Source organism: Lacihabitans sp. CCS-44 (assembly GCF_024343735.1).
Classification (GTDB): Bacteria; Bacteroidota; Bacteroidia; order Cytophagales; family Spirosomataceae; genus Leadbetterella.
Genome location: NZ_RJUE01000001.1, coordinates 85666 through 102527, shown reverse-complemented (window position 1 = coordinate 102527; position 16862 = coordinate 85666). Strand labels below are relative to the sequence as shown.

Sequence of the window (16862 nt, the reverse complement as noted above, 5' to 3'; positions counted from 1 at the left end):
TGTTTCCTTTGTATTAGGGAAATATTCCAAGATGGTTTTGCTTTATATAAAGCTCAAAATATCCTCAAAGTCATCAGTTGACTTAAGAAAACTTAGTTTAGATAGGAATGTAGGACATATTGAAGAAGAGTTATTATTAAATCCTACGCATTTCAACCGCTTTTTAGAATTATCAAATTTTGGTATTTGGCAATATCAAATCAATACAGGGTTATTAAAAATAAATAATACCGCAGCATCTCTATTCGGATTTCAGTCAACAGAAACAGTCAATCTAGAGAGTCTAATAAAATTGATGGTAGGAACTTTTGATGTTCAAGGGTTGGTTGCTACTTTTCAGAACACACTCTTGACCAAAACTGTCCACTCAAATATAATAAGAATAAGAAGACCTGATGGATCTGAGCTCTTTCTTAATGTCAAAATGGTTCGAGCAAATCATTATAGCAACCAGCCTGTAATTATAGGGAATATTCAAGAGATAGACCAGAGGCCTCCAGATGATTACTTTCAAAAGCAGTTTTATTTATTAGCCGAAAATACATCAGATGGTATCTACATATTTGAACAAGGTGTCTTAACCTATTTGAGTGAAAAACTAAAGAACGATTTCGAAATTGGTTTTTTCGAGAATAGAAATGTTTCTGTAGAAGATTTATTTGCGTTTATTCATCCCGATGATATTGCAAATGTAAAATACAAGTTAGAAAGAGCTTCATTAAAGAGACTTACAAAATTTAGGTTGAAGTTTAGACTGTTAATAAATAATGGTACCACGAAATATCGTGAAGATATTTTATATAATTTTTATGATGAAAAAGGAGGACTTCAAAGGACGTTAATTGTAGCCAAAGATGTAACTGATCTTAAGAAAGCAAAACAGAGTATAAATTTTGAAGCTATACTAAGTATGGGATTAGTTGAAAATTTTCCAGGGCTTATAGCAGTCAAAAACTACGAAGGTGAGTTTATTTTTGCAAATAAGAATTCTGCAACAATTTTTGGAATAAATCCTGGAGACGTTCTCGGCCGAAAGGATGATAGTTATAATTCTGATCCGAATCTAATCCAGAAATATTTAGAAGATGACAGAAAAGTTATTGAAAGTGAAAAATCATTAGTAATACCAAAAGAGGCAGGAGTACGCATAGGCGGAGGATTTGGGTATTTTCAGACAATAAAGATTCCAATAGATATTCCTGGGCAAAAGAAAAAATGTGTTCTTCTATTTTCTATAGATATCACTGAAAGAGTTAGGCTAGAAAATCTTGAAACAGAACGAAAAAATGCTCTGGCTTTGCGTAATCAAATTTTGTATGACCTTTCTAATAATGCAATTTCGTTTGAAAAAAGCTTTTTAGAAAAGTGTAAGATCCTAACTGAGGCTTTGGCAAAGGGATTAAATATTGAGTTTTCTAGTATTTGGGAGGTGAGAGATAATCAAATTATATGTCTTGATAGTTATTCGAACTCCGCCAAAGAACATAAAAGTGAAAGTCCTTTATCTAAAAAACTATGGCAATCTTACCTAGATATACTGAAAAATAACCTAGAATTAGTGCTTTCAGATGTATCAGAAGGGCCGTTGAGGAATGAAAGTGAGATTATGAATGGATATTATTTGAAAAATAATATCAAGTCATCTGTAGATATTCCTTTAAGATTAGGAGAGCAATTTAAAGGAGTAATTTGCTGTGAACATACTTCAATAAGAGAATGGAGCTCTGACGAATTAGCATTTATAAGACATATAGGAAATATAAAACTTGCACTTTGGGAGCAAGAACTTAGAAAAGATGCAGAAAGAAAATTGCTTGAAAGGAGTGAAATATTAAGAGTTACTGCCGAGGTCAGTCAGATTCTTCAGAAAACCAATAACCTTGAAAGTTCACTTGGCTTAATTCTTCAGAAAATCGGTGGAGCTTCCAAATCAAGTCGGGTATACTACTTCACCAATGTAATAGAAAAAGGATATTTTAAACAAATGGAAGAATGGGTTGGTGAAGGTGTGAAGTCTGAGATGGACAATCCAGCCCTACAGTCATTGGAATATTCCAAAATTGGCAAATATTATCAAGAATTAGTAGAAGGGAGGCCATTTCAACTTGTGATTTCTGATATAAAAGACCCCGAACATTATCAAAGACTATTTTTACAAGACATCAAAAGCCAATTAGTCATACCTGTTGTTTCTAGAAGGGAGCTGTTGGGTTACATAGGCTTCGATGATTGTAAAGAGGAAAAAAACTGGAGTGATAATTATATTAATTTGCTGTTATCTATTGGAGCAAGTATAGGTTCTGCAATTGAAAAGCTTGAAAACGAAAAACTTAAGGAAGAAAGTCAGGAGAATTTTAAACAAGTTAGCGACACACTTGAAGAGGTTTTTTGGTTGTTTGATATAGTGAATTCTAAATTCTTATTGATCAGTAAAGCATGTTTTGATATTTTTGGAGTATCTGAGAAAGAAGGATATGATGATTATCAGTTTATAGAGAAACTTATTTTAGAAGAAGATTTTTCCACAATTGATGAACGAAAAAATGGAATAACGAATGGTATCTACAATGAAATAAACTACAGAATTAAAACTCCTGCGGGAGATATTAAAGTTATCAATGAAAAAATATCACCGATATTTGATAAAAACGGGGAACTGGTTAAAATTAGCGGAATAGCAAGAGACGTTACCATAAAAGTATCGATAGATAACGAAATAAGGCGTCTTTCAATAGTTGCTCAAAAAATCAACAATGGAGTTTTGATTTCAGACGTTGACTCTAAAGCTATATGGGCAAATAATGCATATCTTAGATTGTTTCAGATTGAATTAGGTGACCTTTTAGGAAACAGACCTTCTGAATTGTTTAACACCGACTCCTTAGATTTTATCCTAGAAAATTCCAATTTAAATTCCAAGAACTTACCAATAGAATTTAAAGTACAGACCTTCAAAGGAAGTTGGATTTGGGTAGAAATGACCTCTACAATTTTATATGATTCTTCGGGAAATGTCAATCAGATTGTAGAAATAATTACTGATATAACTGAAAGAAAACGCAATGAAATAGCATTGAGAGACAATGAGAGCCGATTGAGGTTTATCACAGACAATACCTCTGATGGTTTTATGATATTTAGAGACAATGAGATTGTTTATTATTCATCTCAGTGTGAAAAATTATTTGGTTACACTTGGCCGGAGGTTGAGTTATTAAGTATTTCAGAAATTTTTGATTTTATCCATAAAGAAGACATCGAAGTTTTAAATAATGTTGTGATAGATATTCCAAACCTTCTGGGTAAAGATGTGTTTTTTGAATTAAGAGCTAGGCATAAGAATGGCAGATATTTCTGGATAGAAGTTGTTGTAAATGTTGTAATGGGAGATGATAATAATCCAATTTCATCGGTGGTGGTTATTAGAAATATAGATGCACGTAAAAACATGGAGCTTGCACTGAAAGACAACAAGCAAATGTTGAACATTATATTGAACTCATTAGATGAAGTGGTGTGGGCTAGAGAATATCCTTCTTTGAAGCCGCTTTTCGTCAGCGAATCTATTAAAAATATCTACGGTATATCGAGTAACGAATGGAAAAAGGGTGTATTTCAATTGAATGATTTTGCATTGCAAGACGATCAAGAAATTGTTCAAGATTTAATGAGCGGTTTACATGAAAATAGTTATTCAAACGGCACGTTCAGAATCAAAGATAGAAGCGGACAGTTGAAATGGATTTTCACTTCTTCCAAGATAGTTTCTGAAGGAAATTTCGGCAATACGATGGTAATAGGTATTTTGAAGGATGTGACCAAGATAAAAGATGCTGAAAACGAAACTCAGATAGCAAAGCATGAAACAGAAATTGCTCAAAACGCCTATTCAGAGCTTGAACTCAGGGCTCTTCAGATGCAAATGAATCCTCATTTCATATTCAATGCTTTAAACTCGATTCAAAGCTATATTATAAATAAAGAAGAGCAAATGGCTAATGTGTATTTGACCAAGTTTGCTGCTCTTATCAGGCAGTTTCTTGATTCTTCAAGAAGTAAATATATTTCTTTGGATGAGGAAATCGCTAATCTTAAACTATATGTTGAGCTGGAGAAACTGAGGTTTGAGAATAAATTTGATTATGTTTTTGAATTTGATCCGAAAGTGAATAAATATAACGAAATTCCGACCATGCTACTACAGCCGTTTATTGAAAATGCTATAAATCATGGACTTCGATACAAAAGTTCAAAAGGACTATTGAGAGTCTCTTTCTTAGATAACGATAAAAATATCTTGGTTAGAATAGAAGACAACGGCGTTGGTAGAAAAGCAGCAGAAAAGATCAAATTGCTTTCAAGCCAAGGTTATAAGTCTCAAGGACTCAAAATTACAACAGATAGAATAGCGAATTATAACAAGTTGAATTTGGAAAATATTGAATATAAAATTTCTGATTTGTTAGAAAATTCTGAAAATATAGGTACATTAGTAGAAATTTATTTCCCTAAATTATAAAAAGAATGCATAGCTGTTTGATTGTTGATGATGAAAATAGAAGTATAGAAACACTTTCAAAAATCATCCTTACATACTGTGAAAACCAACTTGAGATTTTAGGAATAGCCAACAACATTGAAGAAGCATACCCTTTGATTTTAAGCAAAAAACCTGACATAGTTTTCTTAGATATTGAAATGCCTTTTGGTTCTGGGTTTGACTTACTTGAAAGATTTGATTCAATTAATTTTCAAGTAATTTTTACCACCGGGTTTGACCAATACGCCATAACAGCTATAAAGTTTAGTGCATTGGATTATTTACTGAAACCAATAAATATTCAGGAAGTAAAAGATGCGGTTGAGAAGGCTATCAAAAATATAGCATCCAATGACATTACAAATAATTTTAAGATACTTTTGGAAAGTCTTAAAATGCCCAAAAATACCTCAAACAAGATACCATTGCCAGTCTTAAACGGACTGGAACTTGTACAAATTGATCAAATAGTATATTGTGAGGCAGATGAAGACTATACTCATGTGTTTTTAAAAGATGGCTCAAAGAAAGTTGTAACGAAAAGTATCAAAGACTTTGAAGAGCACCTTACTTCCTATGGTTTTTTTAGGATTCATCATTCGTTTTTAGTCAACAAAACCTACATTAAAAAATACACCAAGGGAGAAGGGGGGACTGTAATGACCGAGTTGGATGTTGAAATTCCAGTTTCAAGACGTAGGAAAGTAGAGTTTTTACAGTGGCTAAATGAAATTTAAAGTTTTAAATTATTTCAGGAATAGTGTTCAATTGTATAATTGAATTATCATTAAAATCAATTTTGAAACAATACGTTTTTAATCCATTGGTGATACATACAAATGGAGCTTTTATTTGGAAGTTATATCTGCTCGCTTGCTCTATAGTACTTTGAGAGATTGCTACACTTTCCGCTTTACATTCAACAAGCAAAAAAGGCTTTCCGAGCTTATCATAAACAAGAATATCTGATCTTTTATTTAAGGAATTGTACTTCAGGGCAGACTCCAACTTGATTAGGTTTTTAGAGTAAGTTTTCTCTAGAATCAGATAGTCCAAAAAATTTTGCCTGACAATCTCCTCAGGTGTTAAAAGGATATATTTTTTTCGAATAATGTCAAAAATGTAAGCTCTCCCGTCAATCTCTTTTATTTTGCGTTTTTCATTTTTAATAATCATATTGCACAGGGAATCATTTTCAAACAAAATCGGTTTTCTACTTCAAATTTTAAACAAACTAATGATATATGCAAACTAAAGAAGAAATAGTTAAGAATTGGCTGCCACGATATACCGGAACTCCACTGGAGGATTTTAAACCATATATTTTGCTTACAAATTTTTCGAATTACGTTAAAATGTTTGCCGAAAAATATGGTGTGGAAATACTAGGAACAAACAATGCCATGCAAACGGCCTCAGCAGGAAATATTACGATAATTAACTTTGGAATGGGTAGTGCCATGGCAGCTACAGTAATGGATCTGCTTACGGCCATTAATCCCAAAGCGGTGTTGTTTCTTGGAAAGTGTGGTGGGTTAAAAAAAATTAGTGCTTTGGGGGACTTTATTCTGCCTATAGCCGCTATTAGGGGAGAAGGTACGAGTGACGACTATGCCAGGCCAGAGATTCCAGCCTTGCCGTCTTTTAGGCTTCAAAGGGCTGTTTCTGAGATGATTATAAAGCATGAGATGGATTATTGGACGGGTACAGTGTACACTACCAACAGAAGAGTTTGGGAGCATGATGAAAAATTTAAGGATTATTTGAAAGAAATAAGGGCTTTGGGCATAGATATGGAAACCGCCACTATTTTTATTGTGGGTTTCGTGAATTCTATTCCACATGGAGCTTTGTTGTTGGTGTCAGACAACCCCATGGAGCCGGATGGCGTTAAAACCGAAGAAAGTGATAAGAAAGTTACTTCAAACTTTGTAGAAAAACATTTACAGATAGGTATAGAATCACTAGATGAACTAGCCAATTCTGGGGAGTCTGTAAAACACATGAGGTTTGAGAACTAAGAAAAAAAAGTGGTGAACACCACTTTTTTTAAGGGCTTATAATAATGTAATCAATTACAGTAGTCTTTGATTACGTTATAGGCTGCGGCGTAGCCCAGCTCGCCAGATTTGCTGAGGTCAAAGCATCCGCCGTTGTTGTCTCCAAGTGCATTTTTTATCAATCCTCTTACATAATAAGCTTCTGCATATTTGGGGTTTATTTTTATGGCATTTCCACAGTCTATCATTGCCTCAGATTGAGTCCCCATGGTTGATCTCACAAGACCTCTTGCAAAATGAGCCTCGGCATATGTCGGATTTAATTCTATGGATTTATTCAGATCAAGTAGAGCATCTTTGAGATTTGAGGCTTTGTAGTTCGACAAGCCTTTCGCATAGAATACTTCAGATTTTTCTTCGGTAAAGTCCACTATTTTTATTTTCTCATCCACTGCCCCTCTCAAGTTGTCAAGGGTAGATTTTGTTAGTGTTCCGTTGTAGGCATCTTTACTTCCTTTTGAGTCAGACTTTTCGAACAGTGCTTTATTATAATCAGACAATGCGGCTTTTTGGTTATTCAGCTTTGAGTAGGCAAAACCTCTGCCGTAATACGCCGGCTGATGATTAGGGTCAAGTTGTAAACATTTGTCGAAATCGAGCTTGGCACCGTTGTAATCTTCAAGTTTTCCTTTTGAAAAACCTCTAAAAAAAAATGACTGAGCATCTTGAATGTCTAGCTTTAGGGCTTCATCAAAATCAGTTATGGCATCTGAAAACGCATTCACTTTTATTCTGTTTTTGCCTCTTTCCACAAAAGTCTGAGCTCTCTTTGGGTTTATATCTATCGATTTTGTGTAATCGGCAATACTACCGTTAAAATCGTCCAATTTAGATTTACACAAACCTCGCGAATAGTATGCTTGATATTTTTCTTTGTCGCTTGGGTTCAATTCAATCACTTTAGTAAAATCCTGAATCGCTCTTGTGAGTTCGTTTAATTTAGCCCTTATTGTACCTCTTTGAAGATAAGAGTATGCATCATCTGGAGCTATTTCTATGGCTCTATTGAAATCCTGTAAAGCCGCACGGTTATCGTCTTGGTAGCTTTTGCTAAGACCTCTGTAGAGATAGGACATTGCATCTCGTGGGCTTAGATCGATAGCTTTGTCAAAGTCTAAAATGGCCCCTCTGTTGTCTTTTAAGGCTTGTTTGGCAAGTCCTCGGTTAAAGTAGCTCTGGTGATTGTCGGGGTTCATTGCTATGGCTGTACTAAACGAGGCCAATGCACCTATATAATCTCCAGCTTTGCTTTTGTTTACTCCCGCTTCAAAATATTCAGAGGCTGTTTGTTGAGCATAAGAAGCTATGCAAAAGGATAAAATAAACACGAAGGAAAGTAAATGTTTTCTCATGAGGTATTTTTAAAAAAATAAGTCAAATATAATCAAAAAGATTTTAATGGATACGGATTTTCTATTTTATAGAAAGTTGACGTTCTTTAAATTATACTAAAACCAAGTAGTGAAACATGAGCCAAAGAAGTAATGGCCAATGTTTTCAAGTAAGGGTCTGGATTTGAAGATTTGGAGATTTGTACACCATTAAGAATTATTAACGGAAAGGAAACAAAATAGTATGGTTTTACATTTCCTATATTATTTATAAAAAAAAGGGTACTTCCAATCGACACCAAAAGCAATGCCCAATGATAAATAATAGTATTTCTTCTACCTATTCTAACCGGTATTGTGATTTTACCGGCGGTTCTATCTGAATCAATGTCTCTTAGATTGTTGATGTTGAGAACTCCAGTTGCTAAGGCTCCACAACTGATAGCAGGCCAAATAGTTTGTGAGTTGAAAGTTTGTGAGTAAAGAAAATAACTGCAAACAACTCCGACTATCCCGAAAAATATGAATACCGAAATATCACCAAGCCCCATGTATCCGTATGGTTTTTTTCCTGCCGTGTAGGTGTAGGCTGCTAAAATGCAGAGTAAGCCAATTGCCAAAAATGTCCAAAATAATTGCGTAAAACCGCCAAACGATATGTAGATCAGCAAAATGCCAGATAGTAATGAACAAACTCCAATGAAAACTATTCCTCCCAACATCTGCTTTGGGCTTATTTTGCCTGATTGCACAGCTCTGGTGGGGCCAACTCTATCTACCAAGTCAGCTCCGTTTTGGGTATCGCCGTAGTCATTTGCAAAATTTGAAAGTACCTGAAGCAGAATAGTGGTCAAACATGCAAAACCGAAAATCGTTGGGCTAAATTTCCCGAACTTTTCTGCCAAAAAACCACCCATAATAATACTCGACAGAGCTAAAGGGAGTGTTCTTAGTCTAGCGGCTGAAAGCCAGTCTCTTGCGGCAATACTCATTTTTATATACCAACAGCTTTAAGAAATTCTGGATTTTCAGGTGTGATTTTTGACTCAAAGAAATGAGTTAATTTACCTTCTTTATTTATCAAATACTTGCAGAAATTCCAGGTTGGCTCTTGGCTATTCCAACCGTTAAGTTCCTTGTTACTTAGCCAGTTATAAAGAGGAGCTTTGCTTGTTCCTGCAACTTGTATTTTTTCAAACATTCTGAAACTTACTCCATAATTCTTTTGACAGAATTCAGCTATCTCTTCACTAGAGCCAGGCTCTTGCGACATAAAATCGTTTGCTGGAAAACCAAGAACTGCAACTTTGTCACCATATTTCTCATGAAATTTTTGCCAGTCGGCATATTGCGGAGTAAAACCACATTTAGAAGCCACATTTATCAATACAACTGCTTTTCCTTGATATTCTTTGAGACTTACGGGTTTGCCGCTTAAGTCATTTACCGTGAAATCATAAAAAGATCCCATGTAATTGTTTACATTGTTAGATGACAAGATTGTTTGTTTTTTGCTAAAAATATTTTTGATTAGATTTCTACTAAAAAAAGCCACTATTGCTACTGTTAAGATTCCTACTGTTAAGAATTTCATTTATTTGTAAGTTTTATATTCATGAAACACCCAATTGCTTCAACATGTTTATATGAGAACCTAAAGCTTGAAAAAATCCTCCTTTTGAGTTATAATAAAGTCCAAATTCCTTGGCAGTATCTGCCACTATTTTGGAAAGATCTCTGTAATAGACATGGGAGATTTTCGGAAACAAATGATGCTCAATTTGAAAATCAAGACCACCGATATACCATGAAAACAACTTATTACGACCAAAAAAGTTTGAGGTTGTTTTTAGTTGGTGTACAGCCCAGGCATTTTCTACACAACCATTTTCGTCGGGAATTGGCTGTATAGCACCCTCCACCACGTGAGCTAACTGAAAAATGGTACTCAATATCAATCCAGAAACGCTATGCATAATAAGAAATCCAACAATCCATTGTCCAAAGCTTAAGTCCATGAGTAACATAGGAATTACTAAAATAAAAACAATATATAAAGTCTTGGTAGTCAGAAGTATAGCTAATTCTTTTCTTGAAAATGGTTTCATTACGCCAGTTTTAGAAAGTTCGTTGAAAAGACCAATTTCCTTGAAGTCTTTCCACAAGAATGAAACCGTCATAAGGCTGTAAAGGAAGAATGCATAAATATGTTGAAAACGGTGAAAGAATTTTTTCTTGGCTGCAATGTTTAACCTTAACATAAATTTACCAGTGATATCTTCATCCATGTCCAGTATATTGGTATAGGTATGATGAAGTGTGTTGTGTTGCATTTCCCAGTTGTAGGCATTGCCTCCTAAGAAATATATACTCGCTCCAAAAAGTTTATTTACCCATTTTTTGTCAGAAAAAGTGCCGTGTATGGCGTCATGCATCACACTCATTCCAGTGCCTGCAATTCCGATTCCCATCAAAATCAACAGCAGAATATTTATAGCTGTAGTGAATCCTCCAAAAAGCACCATGAAATAAGGGATAAAATACAAAGAAAGCATGATGGCTGCTTTTAGAATTAAATCATTTCCACCAGATTTCTGAAGGTTATTTTCTTGAAAATATTCATCCACCCTAGTTCTCAAAGAAGTAAAAAAGGTGGCTTGGGTTTTGTTGACAAACTTAATCTTTTGCATTAAAATAGGTTTTTAAGGTATTCCTTGTTACAAATTTCGCTAATAATCCTGAAGATTGCAAATTGTACTTTTTTTAGAAACCTTTTGTTTAAAGGATAACGAAAGATTAGCCACTATGTTCTTTAAATTCTTTGATAGTTTTGGTCAATATACTTTACAGATTAAGCTGTTGAACTTTATAGTTAAAATATCTTTTAGTTTTTTACGGATTTTACACCCGCTCCTCAATTATTTTAATTCAAAGTACAAAATCTATTTCTCACAAATTCTTACCTTTTCATATGTTTAAAAAATTCCTCCCTTACTTATCCTTGATTATCTTTGTGCAAACAACATGAATTAGGTGATAGATTTTTTAGCAGAACTTAACGAACCGCAGCATCAGGCTGTCACACACGAAAACGGCCCATTAATGATTATTGCGGGTGCTGGCTCTGGAAAAACACGAGTTTTAACTTATCGTATTGCTCATTTGATGGGTAGTGGGGTTGATGCTTTCAATATTTTGTCTTTGACGTTTACCAATAAGGCCGCTGAAGAAATGCGTCACAGGATTGAGAAAATTATTGGATCTGAGGCAAAAAACCTTTGGATGGGTACTTTTCACTCTGTTTTTGCTAAAATTCTGCGTTTTGAAGGTTTTAGGTTGGGCTATACATCTAACTTTACTATATACGATACCGACGATAGTAAATCTTTGCTAAAGACTATCGTAAAAGAGTTTCATCTCGACGATAAAACCTATAAGCCTAATTTTATTCTAAACAGAATTTCGGGAGCTAAAAACAACCTTATTTCATGGCAGATGTACAATGAGAATCCTGTTTTTCAGGCGGAGGACATTTCAGCTCAAATGCCCGAAATTGGACGTATCTATAAAACTTACGCTCAGAGGTGTTTTTCGGCAAATGCTATGGATTTTGACGATTTGTTATTCAATACAAATGTGCTGTTTAGAGACCATCTGGATGTTCTGAATAAATACCAACACAAGTTTAAGCACGTGATGGTAGATGAGTTTCAGGATACCAACATCAGTCAATACTTGATTACACGCAAGCTGTCCGCGGTTCATCAGAATATTTGTGTTGTCGGTGACGATGCCCAAAGTATTTATGCCTTTCGAGGTGCCAATATTCAGAATATTTTAAATTTTAAGAAGGATTATCCTGATTTGAAGGTAGTTAAGTTGGAACAGAATTATCGTTCTACAAAGAATATTGTCAATGCTGCGAATTCGTTAATAGCCAAAAATAAAGCCCAGCTTGAGAAAAAAACGTTTTCAGACAACGAAGAGGGAGATAGGATAGAGGTTATTAAAGCTCACTCTGACAACGAAGAGGGTAAAATTATAGCTAATACTATATTTGAGTCAAAACATCAAGGTCTTCGTAATCAGGACTTTGCAATATTGTATCGAACCAACGCCCAATCAAGAGCCTTTGAAGAAGCCTTGCGAAAGTTGAATATTAAATACCGTATTATTGGTGGTCTTTCGTTCTATCAACGAAAAGAAATCAAGGACCTTTTGGGGTATTTGAGATACACCGTAAACCAGCAAGATGAGGAAGCATTTAAGCGTATAATTAACTTACCAAAAAGAGGAATTGGTGACTCTACTGTGGCTAAAATTGTAGTGACAGCCTCAGAAAATCAGATGTCTGTTTGGGAGGTAATTTGCAATATAAAAACTTATCTCGAAGGGAGAGCGATGAACTCTATTGAGACCTTTACTAATCTCATAAAGAGTTACATCATTATGGAAGAGGAAGGCAAAGATGCTCATACTATTGCGATGAATATTGCTAAAACTACTGGTATTTTGCATGATTTGTACATCGATAAAACGGTAGAGGGCGTGGCCAGACACGAAAACGTACAGGAATTGCTCAATTCTATCAAACAGTTTGTTGATAATCCTGAAAACGAAGATAAAACGCTCGGTTCGTTCCTGCAGACAGTTTCTTTACTTACAAATGCCGACCAAGAAGAGGATGGTGATCCGGATAAAGTAACCATGATGACCATCCATGGTGCTAAAGGCCTAGAGTTTAAACATGTTTTTGTGGTAGGATTGGAAGAAAACCTTTTTCCGTCGCAAATGATGCTACGGAGCCGTGAAGACTTGGAAGAAGAACGAAGACTTTTTTATGTGGCCATTACGCGGGCTGAGAAAAAACTTACATTAAGTTATGCTGAGCAAAGGTACAATTGGGGCAAGCTCAATTTTTGTGAGAAAAGTAGATTTATAGACGAAATAGATCCTGCATATCTCAAATTTGATGATCGAGGATCAAGTTATACGCCCAAAGGTTTCGATTTTGAATCTTTTGGTAGAAAAGAAAGACCTGTTGTGACTGCTCCTCCAACTCGATCACAGACTATTGCAAATCTAAAGCCAGTTTCGCAGGCCAAACCAGCTCCAGCCCATATTCCAACGGTTGATTTTGTACCATCTGATACTAAAAATCTAAAGTCTGGCGACAAAGTGGAACACCAAAAGTTCGGTTTTGGGGAAGTTAAAAAAATTGATAATTTAGGCCCAACAGCTAAAGCTGTCATCCATTTTGATTCTGAAGGAGAAAAGACACTACTCCTTAGTTTTGCTAAGTTGAGGATTGTGGAGTGAGCTTGGAATAATTGAATAGTCGCTCAATCAAAATCAATGAAGGTTTGTGAAAAAACATCAGCATAATTTCGCCTTTACAATTATGTTGTTTAGTTTTCTATGTATTTGAAAATCAACCCTCCAACTGCCTCAAATACAACTGAATAGTATTCTCCAAGCCATAATAGAGAGCATCGCTGATTAAAGCATGGCCGATCGAAACCTCCAACAGACCCGGAATGTTTTTATAAAAATAGGCCAAGTTTTCAAGACTTAAGTCATGACCTGCATTTATACCTAAACCCACTTTTTGGGCCATTTCGGCTGCTTTTATGAAGTTTTCTATCGCTTTTTCTGGGTTTTCGAGGTAGTCTTTTGCGTAAGATTCAGTGTAAAGCTCTATTCTATCAGTTCCAGTTTCAGCAGCAGCCTCAACCATTTCGTTGTCTGCGTCGACAAATATTGAAACTCTGATACCTTCTGATTTATAGATATTTACAATTTCTTTTAGTTTGGCTTTGTAGGTTATGGTATCCCAACCTGCATTCGAAGTAATGGCCCCCAAAGTATCAGGTACCAAGGTAACCTGTTCAGGTTTAACTGCCAAAACAACTTCTTGGAATCTACCTTCTGTAGGATTGCCTTCAATATTAAATTCTGTTTTTACTACATTCTTTAAATCAAAAACATCTTGGTATTTGATATGACGTTCGTCGGGTCTGGGGTGAATGGTGATACCTTCAGCTCCAAAAATCTCACAATCAATAGCTGTTTTAATTAAATCAGGCATGTTTCCGCCTCTTGAGTTTCTTAAAGTTGCTATTTTGTTGATATTGACCGATAATTTTGTCATTTTTGCATTCTCATTTATGGGTCCAAAATTACGATTTTTATTTTGGAATGAATTTTAAAAACTACAATAAATATTAAAACAAATGTCGTTAAAAACACAGATAGACGCAGATATAAAAGCAGCCATGTTGGCCCGTGATTCAGCTAAGTTGTTGGCCTTGAGAGATATAAAAAAGGTGATTTTAATAGAGGAAACGAAGCCGGGTGCTCTGGCCTTGACAGAAGCGGATGAGATGAGAATTTTGCAAAAGGCTGTTAAACAACGCAAAGACTCCGCTGAAATTTACAAAACACAAAACAGACCTGAACTTCTTGAAAAAGAATTGGCAGAGATTGCCATCATAGAAACATACTTGCCAGCAGCCATGTCAGCTGACGAATTGAAAGGTATAATAGCCGAAATCATAGCCAAAGTAGGGGCGAGTTCGCCAGCAGATATGGGTAAAGTGATGGGCGTAGCTAGCAAGGAATTGGCAGGAAAAGCAGAGGGAAGAGCCATTTCTGAAATGGTAAAAACACTTTTGGCTCAATAATAAATGGCCATAATCGACCTAATATTGCTTGTGCCAGTGCTTATTGGTGCTTTTAATGGTTATAAAAAGGGCTTGCTGATGGAAATTTTCGGCATTGCCGCATTTGTAGCAGCTATAGTGATAGGTTTTAAGTTTTTGAGCATAGGAGCCGATTTTTTAGAAAATATTTTTGGAAAAGAAAATCTGGTTTCTATCTCTCCTTATTTGAGTTTTTTCGTAGTGTTTTTACCAACTATTTTTCTGTTTCGGAAAGCTGGCTGGTTGATGAGAAAAGCGGTTAGGTTGACGTTTTTGGGTACATTAGATGGCTTTCTAGGGGCATTTTTAGGTGGTTTTACAGCTCTTTTTGGAATTAGTGTGTTTTTGTGGTTATTTTCTAAAACAGGAATTGATTTGCCACAGAAATGGATGGTTGATAACCAATATTTTGATTTCGCAAAAACCTTTGCACCTAATATTATCTCTAAAATTTCAGATTGGATACCTGGAGGTAATTGGGTGGAATATTTGGGAGATCTAAAAACTCGGATTGGAAATTCAAATATGTAGACTACTATTGAGTATTATACTTTGAAGTATTTAGCCTTTTGGTTACTAGAGATTGAATAAGTCCGTTTACAAATAAAAATTTTGAAGCAAAAAAGGAAGCCATTACCAAAGTATGAAACATCTTTGATGCGGTTATGTATAGGAATAATACTGAAATGATGTTTGAGAAGAGAAGCACCCAAACACTCCAATGGATTTGCCTGTTGAGAAGTTTATTTTTATAGGTGTATGCAAAAAAGAAACTAAATTGCAGGATTCTGACAAATACGATTGTCTGAGCTGCAAAGCTGAACATCGGAAAGAAAAAAAATATAAAAATCATTCCAGCAGAGAAGATAATAATAAGTTTTGTGAACTCATCCCTCATCGATTTGTTTTTTGGATAAAAGAAGCGGGTAATAATAAATAGTTGGATTTGGGCCTCTAAAATATATATTATTAGTGTTGTTTGCATATAGTTGTCACTGTATGGTAGTAAGTGAGTTACAACTAAACCAAGACAAGTAAAAATCAAACTACTTGCTAATAAATTTCCAATTGGCTCCTGTTTATATTTTCGAAAGTTTAAATAACCAAGATATAAAATTGGCATAATCATTACCCTCATAACTAAAACAAAATTGGTATATCGCAAATACTCACCAATTATGTCAGTCACAGCAAAAATAAAGAACAATATGATAAATAGCCTTTTCAAAATCTGTGTGATAGTTTTTTTCTAAATTTACTACTATATTTTGGTTTTGAAAATTTCGTTGTTCTTTTTATTCAAGCAATCCTGTTATCTTGAAGTTCCATCAGTTTTAGATGTTATTGCCAATAGCATCTTTTTCACTAAAGGCTTTTGATAAAAAAAAATAACGTACATGTTTCTGGCTATTTATTGAATTTTAGAAACAAAAAAAAACCTTAACAAATTTGTTAAGGTTTTTTTTGTTTCTTTCGAGTCTTTAATCGTCCCTTCTTCCCAGAAACATCATTACATAATACATTAAGTTGGCTATTGCTGCCAAAGCACCTACTACATAAGTTCTTGCTGCCCAGTCTAATGCATCTTTGGCCATGGCGTGTTCGCTTTGGTTCACCACATTTCGGCTGGTCATCCAGGCTAATGCTCTTTTGCTAGCATCATATTCAACAGGCAAAGTGATCAGTGCGAAGGCTGCCATTGCTCCGTTAACAACTATAAGCACAATAAGCAAAATATCTCCCATAGCACTGCCTTGTGAAAGCATATAGATACCACCAAACATCAAAAACATATTTAACATACCCATTACTCTTGAGGCAACATTTACTGCCGGTACCATTGCTGAACGCATTTTTAATGGTGCATAGGCCATAGCATGCTGCACTGCATGACCACACTCGTGTGCTGCAACCGCCGCTGAAGAAGCACTTCTGCCATGGAAAACATCAGCACTTAGGTTTACGGTTTTATCGAGAGGATTGTAGTGGTCAGTCAATTGACCCTCTACTTGCGTTATTTTTACGTCAAAAATATTATTGTCGTGCAACATCTTCTGAGCTATTTCAGCTCCGCTTAAACCATTTGCTAAGCCTATTTTTGAATACTCGGCAAATTTGCTTTTCAGTTTGTTACTTACAAACATACCTATTAGCATAAATACAACACCAATTATTATTATCATCTTTTTTTATTTAAATTTTTTAGAAATACCAAACTTTAGACACAAAA

14 protein-coding genes are annotated in these 16862 nt (G+C 35.0%); 7 read left to right on the top strand and 7 right to left on the bottom strand.

What is annotated here, in order from left to right; all coding sequences use genetic code 11:
- The first annotated feature begins 31 nt into the window (after nucleotides 1-31).
- Nucleotides 32-4519, top strand: a complete 4488-nt coding sequence (locus EGI26_RS00455; protein ID WP_255075619.1) for a PAS domain S-box protein — start codon at nucleotides 32-34, stop codon at nucleotides 4517-4519.
- A 5-nt stretch (nucleotides 4520-4524) separates the two neighbouring features.
- Nucleotides 4525-5277, top strand: coding sequence for a LytTR family DNA-binding domain-containing protein (locus EGI26_RS00450; RefSeq protein ID WP_255075617.1), 753 nt, complete (start codon nucleotides 4525-4527; stop codon nucleotides 5275-5277).
- A 4-nt stretch (nucleotides 5278-5281) separates the two neighbouring features.
- Here EGI26_RS00450 and EGI26_RS00445 read toward each other — a convergent pair whose 3' ends face one another.
- On the bottom strand, nucleotides 5282-5716 hold the full coding sequence (locus EGI26_RS00445; protein ID WP_255075615.1) for a type I restriction enzyme HsdR N-terminal domain-containing protein: 435 nt from the start codon (nucleotides 5714-5716) through the stop codon (nucleotides 5282-5284).
- Nucleotides 5717-5784: 68 nt separating this feature from the next.
- Between EGI26_RS00445 and EGI26_RS00440 the strand changes: the two genes are divergently transcribed.
- Nucleotides 5785-6561 (top strand): AMP nucleosidase, encoded by a 777-nt coding sequence (locus EGI26_RS00440; protein ID WP_255075612.1) that lies wholly within the window; start codon nucleotides 5785-5787, stop codon nucleotides 6559-6561.
- Nucleotides 6562-6611: 50 nt separating this feature from the next.
- On the opposite strand, the gene EGI26_RS00435 is transcribed toward EGI26_RS00440, so the two are convergent.
- The 4 genes from EGI26_RS00435 to EGI26_RS00420 all read right to left on the bottom strand — a co-directional run bounded on the left by EGI26_RS00435 (nucleotide 6612) and on the right by EGI26_RS00420 (nucleotide 10621).
- Nucleotides 6612-7952, bottom strand: coding sequence for a tetratricopeptide repeat protein (locus EGI26_RS00435; RefSeq protein ID WP_255075611.1), 1341 nt, complete (start codon nucleotides 7950-7952; stop codon nucleotides 6612-6614).
- 86 nt (nucleotides 7953-8038) lie between these two features.
- Nucleotides 8039-8923 (bottom strand): 1,4-dihydroxy-2-naphthoate octaprenyltransferase, encoded by an 885-nt coding sequence (gene menA, locus EGI26_RS00430; protein WP_255075609.1) that lies wholly within the window; start codon nucleotides 8921-8923, stop codon nucleotides 8039-8041.
- A gap of 2 nt (nucleotides 8924-8925) precedes the next feature.
- Nucleotides 8926-9525, bottom strand: a complete 600-nt coding sequence (locus EGI26_RS00425; protein WP_255075607.1) for a glutathione peroxidase — start codon at nucleotides 9523-9525, stop codon at nucleotides 8926-8928.
- 19 nt (nucleotides 9526-9544) lie between these two features.
- Complete coding sequence (locus EGI26_RS00420) at nucleotides 9545-10621, bottom strand: acyl-CoA desaturase (protein ID WP_255075604.1); 1077 nt, start codon at nucleotides 10619-10621, stop codon at nucleotides 9545-9547.
- Nucleotides 10622-10964: 343 nt separating this feature from the next.
- Here EGI26_RS00420 and EGI26_RS00415 point away from each other — a divergent pair, with 343 nt between their 5' ends.
- The gene (locus EGI26_RS00415; RefSeq protein WP_255075603.1) at nucleotides 10965-13250 is read left to right on the top strand and encodes a UvrD-helicase domain-containing protein; all 2286 of its coding nucleotides are present in this window, start codon (nucleotides 10965-10967) and stop codon (nucleotides 13248-13250) included.
- Nucleotides 13251-13362: 112 nt separating this feature from the next.
- Here EGI26_RS00415 and EGI26_RS00410 read toward each other — a convergent pair whose 3' ends face one another.
- Nucleotides 13363-14082 carry a pyridoxine 5'-phosphate synthase gene (locus tag EGI26_RS00410; protein WP_255075602.1) on the bottom strand — a complete coding sequence of 240 codons (720 nt, stop codon included), beginning with the start codon at nucleotides 14080-14082 and terminating at the stop codon, nucleotides 13363-13365.
- Between the two features lie 82 nt (nucleotides 14083-14164).
- On the opposite strand from EGI26_RS00410, the gene EGI26_RS00405 reads away from it, so the two are divergent.
- The 3 genes from EGI26_RS00405 to EGI26_RS00395 all read left to right on the top strand — a co-directional run bounded on the left by EGI26_RS00405 (nucleotide 14165) and on the right by EGI26_RS00395 (nucleotide 15572).
- Nucleotides 14165-14614 carry a GatB/YqeY domain-containing protein gene (locus EGI26_RS00405; protein WP_255075600.1) on the top strand — a complete coding sequence of 150 codons (450 nt, stop codon included), beginning with the start codon at nucleotides 14165-14167 and terminating at the stop codon, nucleotides 14612-14614.
- A 3-nt stretch (nucleotides 14615-14617) separates the two neighbouring features.
- The gene (locus EGI26_RS00400) at nucleotides 14618-15163 is read left to right on the top strand and encodes a CvpA family protein (protein WP_255075599.1); all 546 of its coding nucleotides are present in this window, start codon (nucleotides 14618-14620) and stop codon (nucleotides 15161-15163) included.
- A gap of 190 nt (nucleotides 15164-15353) precedes the next feature.
- Nucleotides 15354-15572 (top strand): hypothetical protein, encoded by a 219-nt coding sequence (locus tag EGI26_RS00395; protein WP_255075597.1) that lies wholly within the window; start codon nucleotides 15354-15356, stop codon nucleotides 15570-15572.
- A 541-nt stretch (nucleotides 15573-16113) separates the two neighbouring features.
- Here EGI26_RS00395 and EGI26_RS00390 read toward each other — a convergent pair.
- Entirely contained in the window at nucleotides 16114-16815 is a 702-nt protein-coding gene (locus EGI26_RS00390) for a zinc metallopeptidase (protein ID WP_255075595.1), read from the bottom strand.
- Nucleotides 16816-16862 lie beyond the last annotated feature (47 nt).

What these genes read in the sequence shown, in the direction of transcription:
- EGI26_RS00435 (WP_255075611.1), bottom strand. Translation starts at nt 7,952, where the DNA reads ATGAGAAAACATTTACTTTCCTTCGTGTTTATTTTATCCTTTTGCATA.
- EGI26_RS00445 (WP_255075615.1), bottom strand. Translation starts at nt 5,716, where the DNA reads ATGATTATTAAAAATGAAAAACGCAAAATAAAAGAGATTGACGGGAGA.
- EGI26_RS00440 (WP_255075612.1), top strand. Translation starts at nt 5,785, where the DNA reads ATGCAAACTAAAGAAGAAATAGTTAAGAATTGGCTGCCACGATATACC.
- EGI26_RS00410 (WP_255075602.1), bottom strand. Translation starts at nt 14,082, where the DNA reads ATGACAAAATTATCGGTCAATATCAACAAAATAGCAACTTTAAGAAAC.
- EGI26_RS00395 (WP_255075597.1), top strand. Translation starts at nt 15,354, where the DNA reads ATGGATTTGCCTGTTGAGAAGTTTATTTTTATAGGTGTATGCAAAAAA.
- EGI26_RS00455 (WP_255075619.1), top strand. Translation starts at nt 32, where the DNA reads ATGGTTTTGCTTTATATAAAGCTCAAAATATCCTCAAAGTCATCAGTT.
- EGI26_RS00450 (WP_255075617.1), top strand. Translation starts at nt 4,525, where the DNA reads ATGCATAGCTGTTTGATTGTTGATGATGAAAATAGAAGTATAGAAACA.
- EGI26_RS00420 (WP_255075604.1), bottom strand. Translation starts at nt 10,621, where the DNA reads ATGCAAAAGATTAAGTTTGTCAACAAAACCCAAGCCACCTTTTTTACT.
- EGI26_RS00390 (WP_255075595.1), bottom strand. Translation starts at nt 16,815, where the DNA reads ATGATAATAATAATTGGTGTTGTATTTATGCTAATAGGTATGTTTGTA.
- EGI26_RS00400 (WP_255075599.1), top strand. Translation starts at nt 14,618, where the DNA reads ATGGCCATAATCGACCTAATATTGCTTGTGCCAGTGCTTATTGGTGCT.
- EGI26_RS00425 (WP_255075607.1), bottom strand. Translation starts at nt 9,525, where the DNA reads ATGAAATTCTTAACAGTAGGAATCTTAACAGTAGCAATAGTGGCTTTT.
- EGI26_RS00405 (WP_255075600.1), top strand. Translation starts at nt 14,165, where the DNA reads ATGTCGTTAAAAACACAGATAGACGCAGATATAAAAGCAGCCATGTTG.
- menA (WP_255075609.1), bottom strand. Translation starts at nt 8,923, where the DNA reads ATGAGTATTGCCGCAAGAGACTGGCTTTCAGCCGCTAGACTAAGAACA.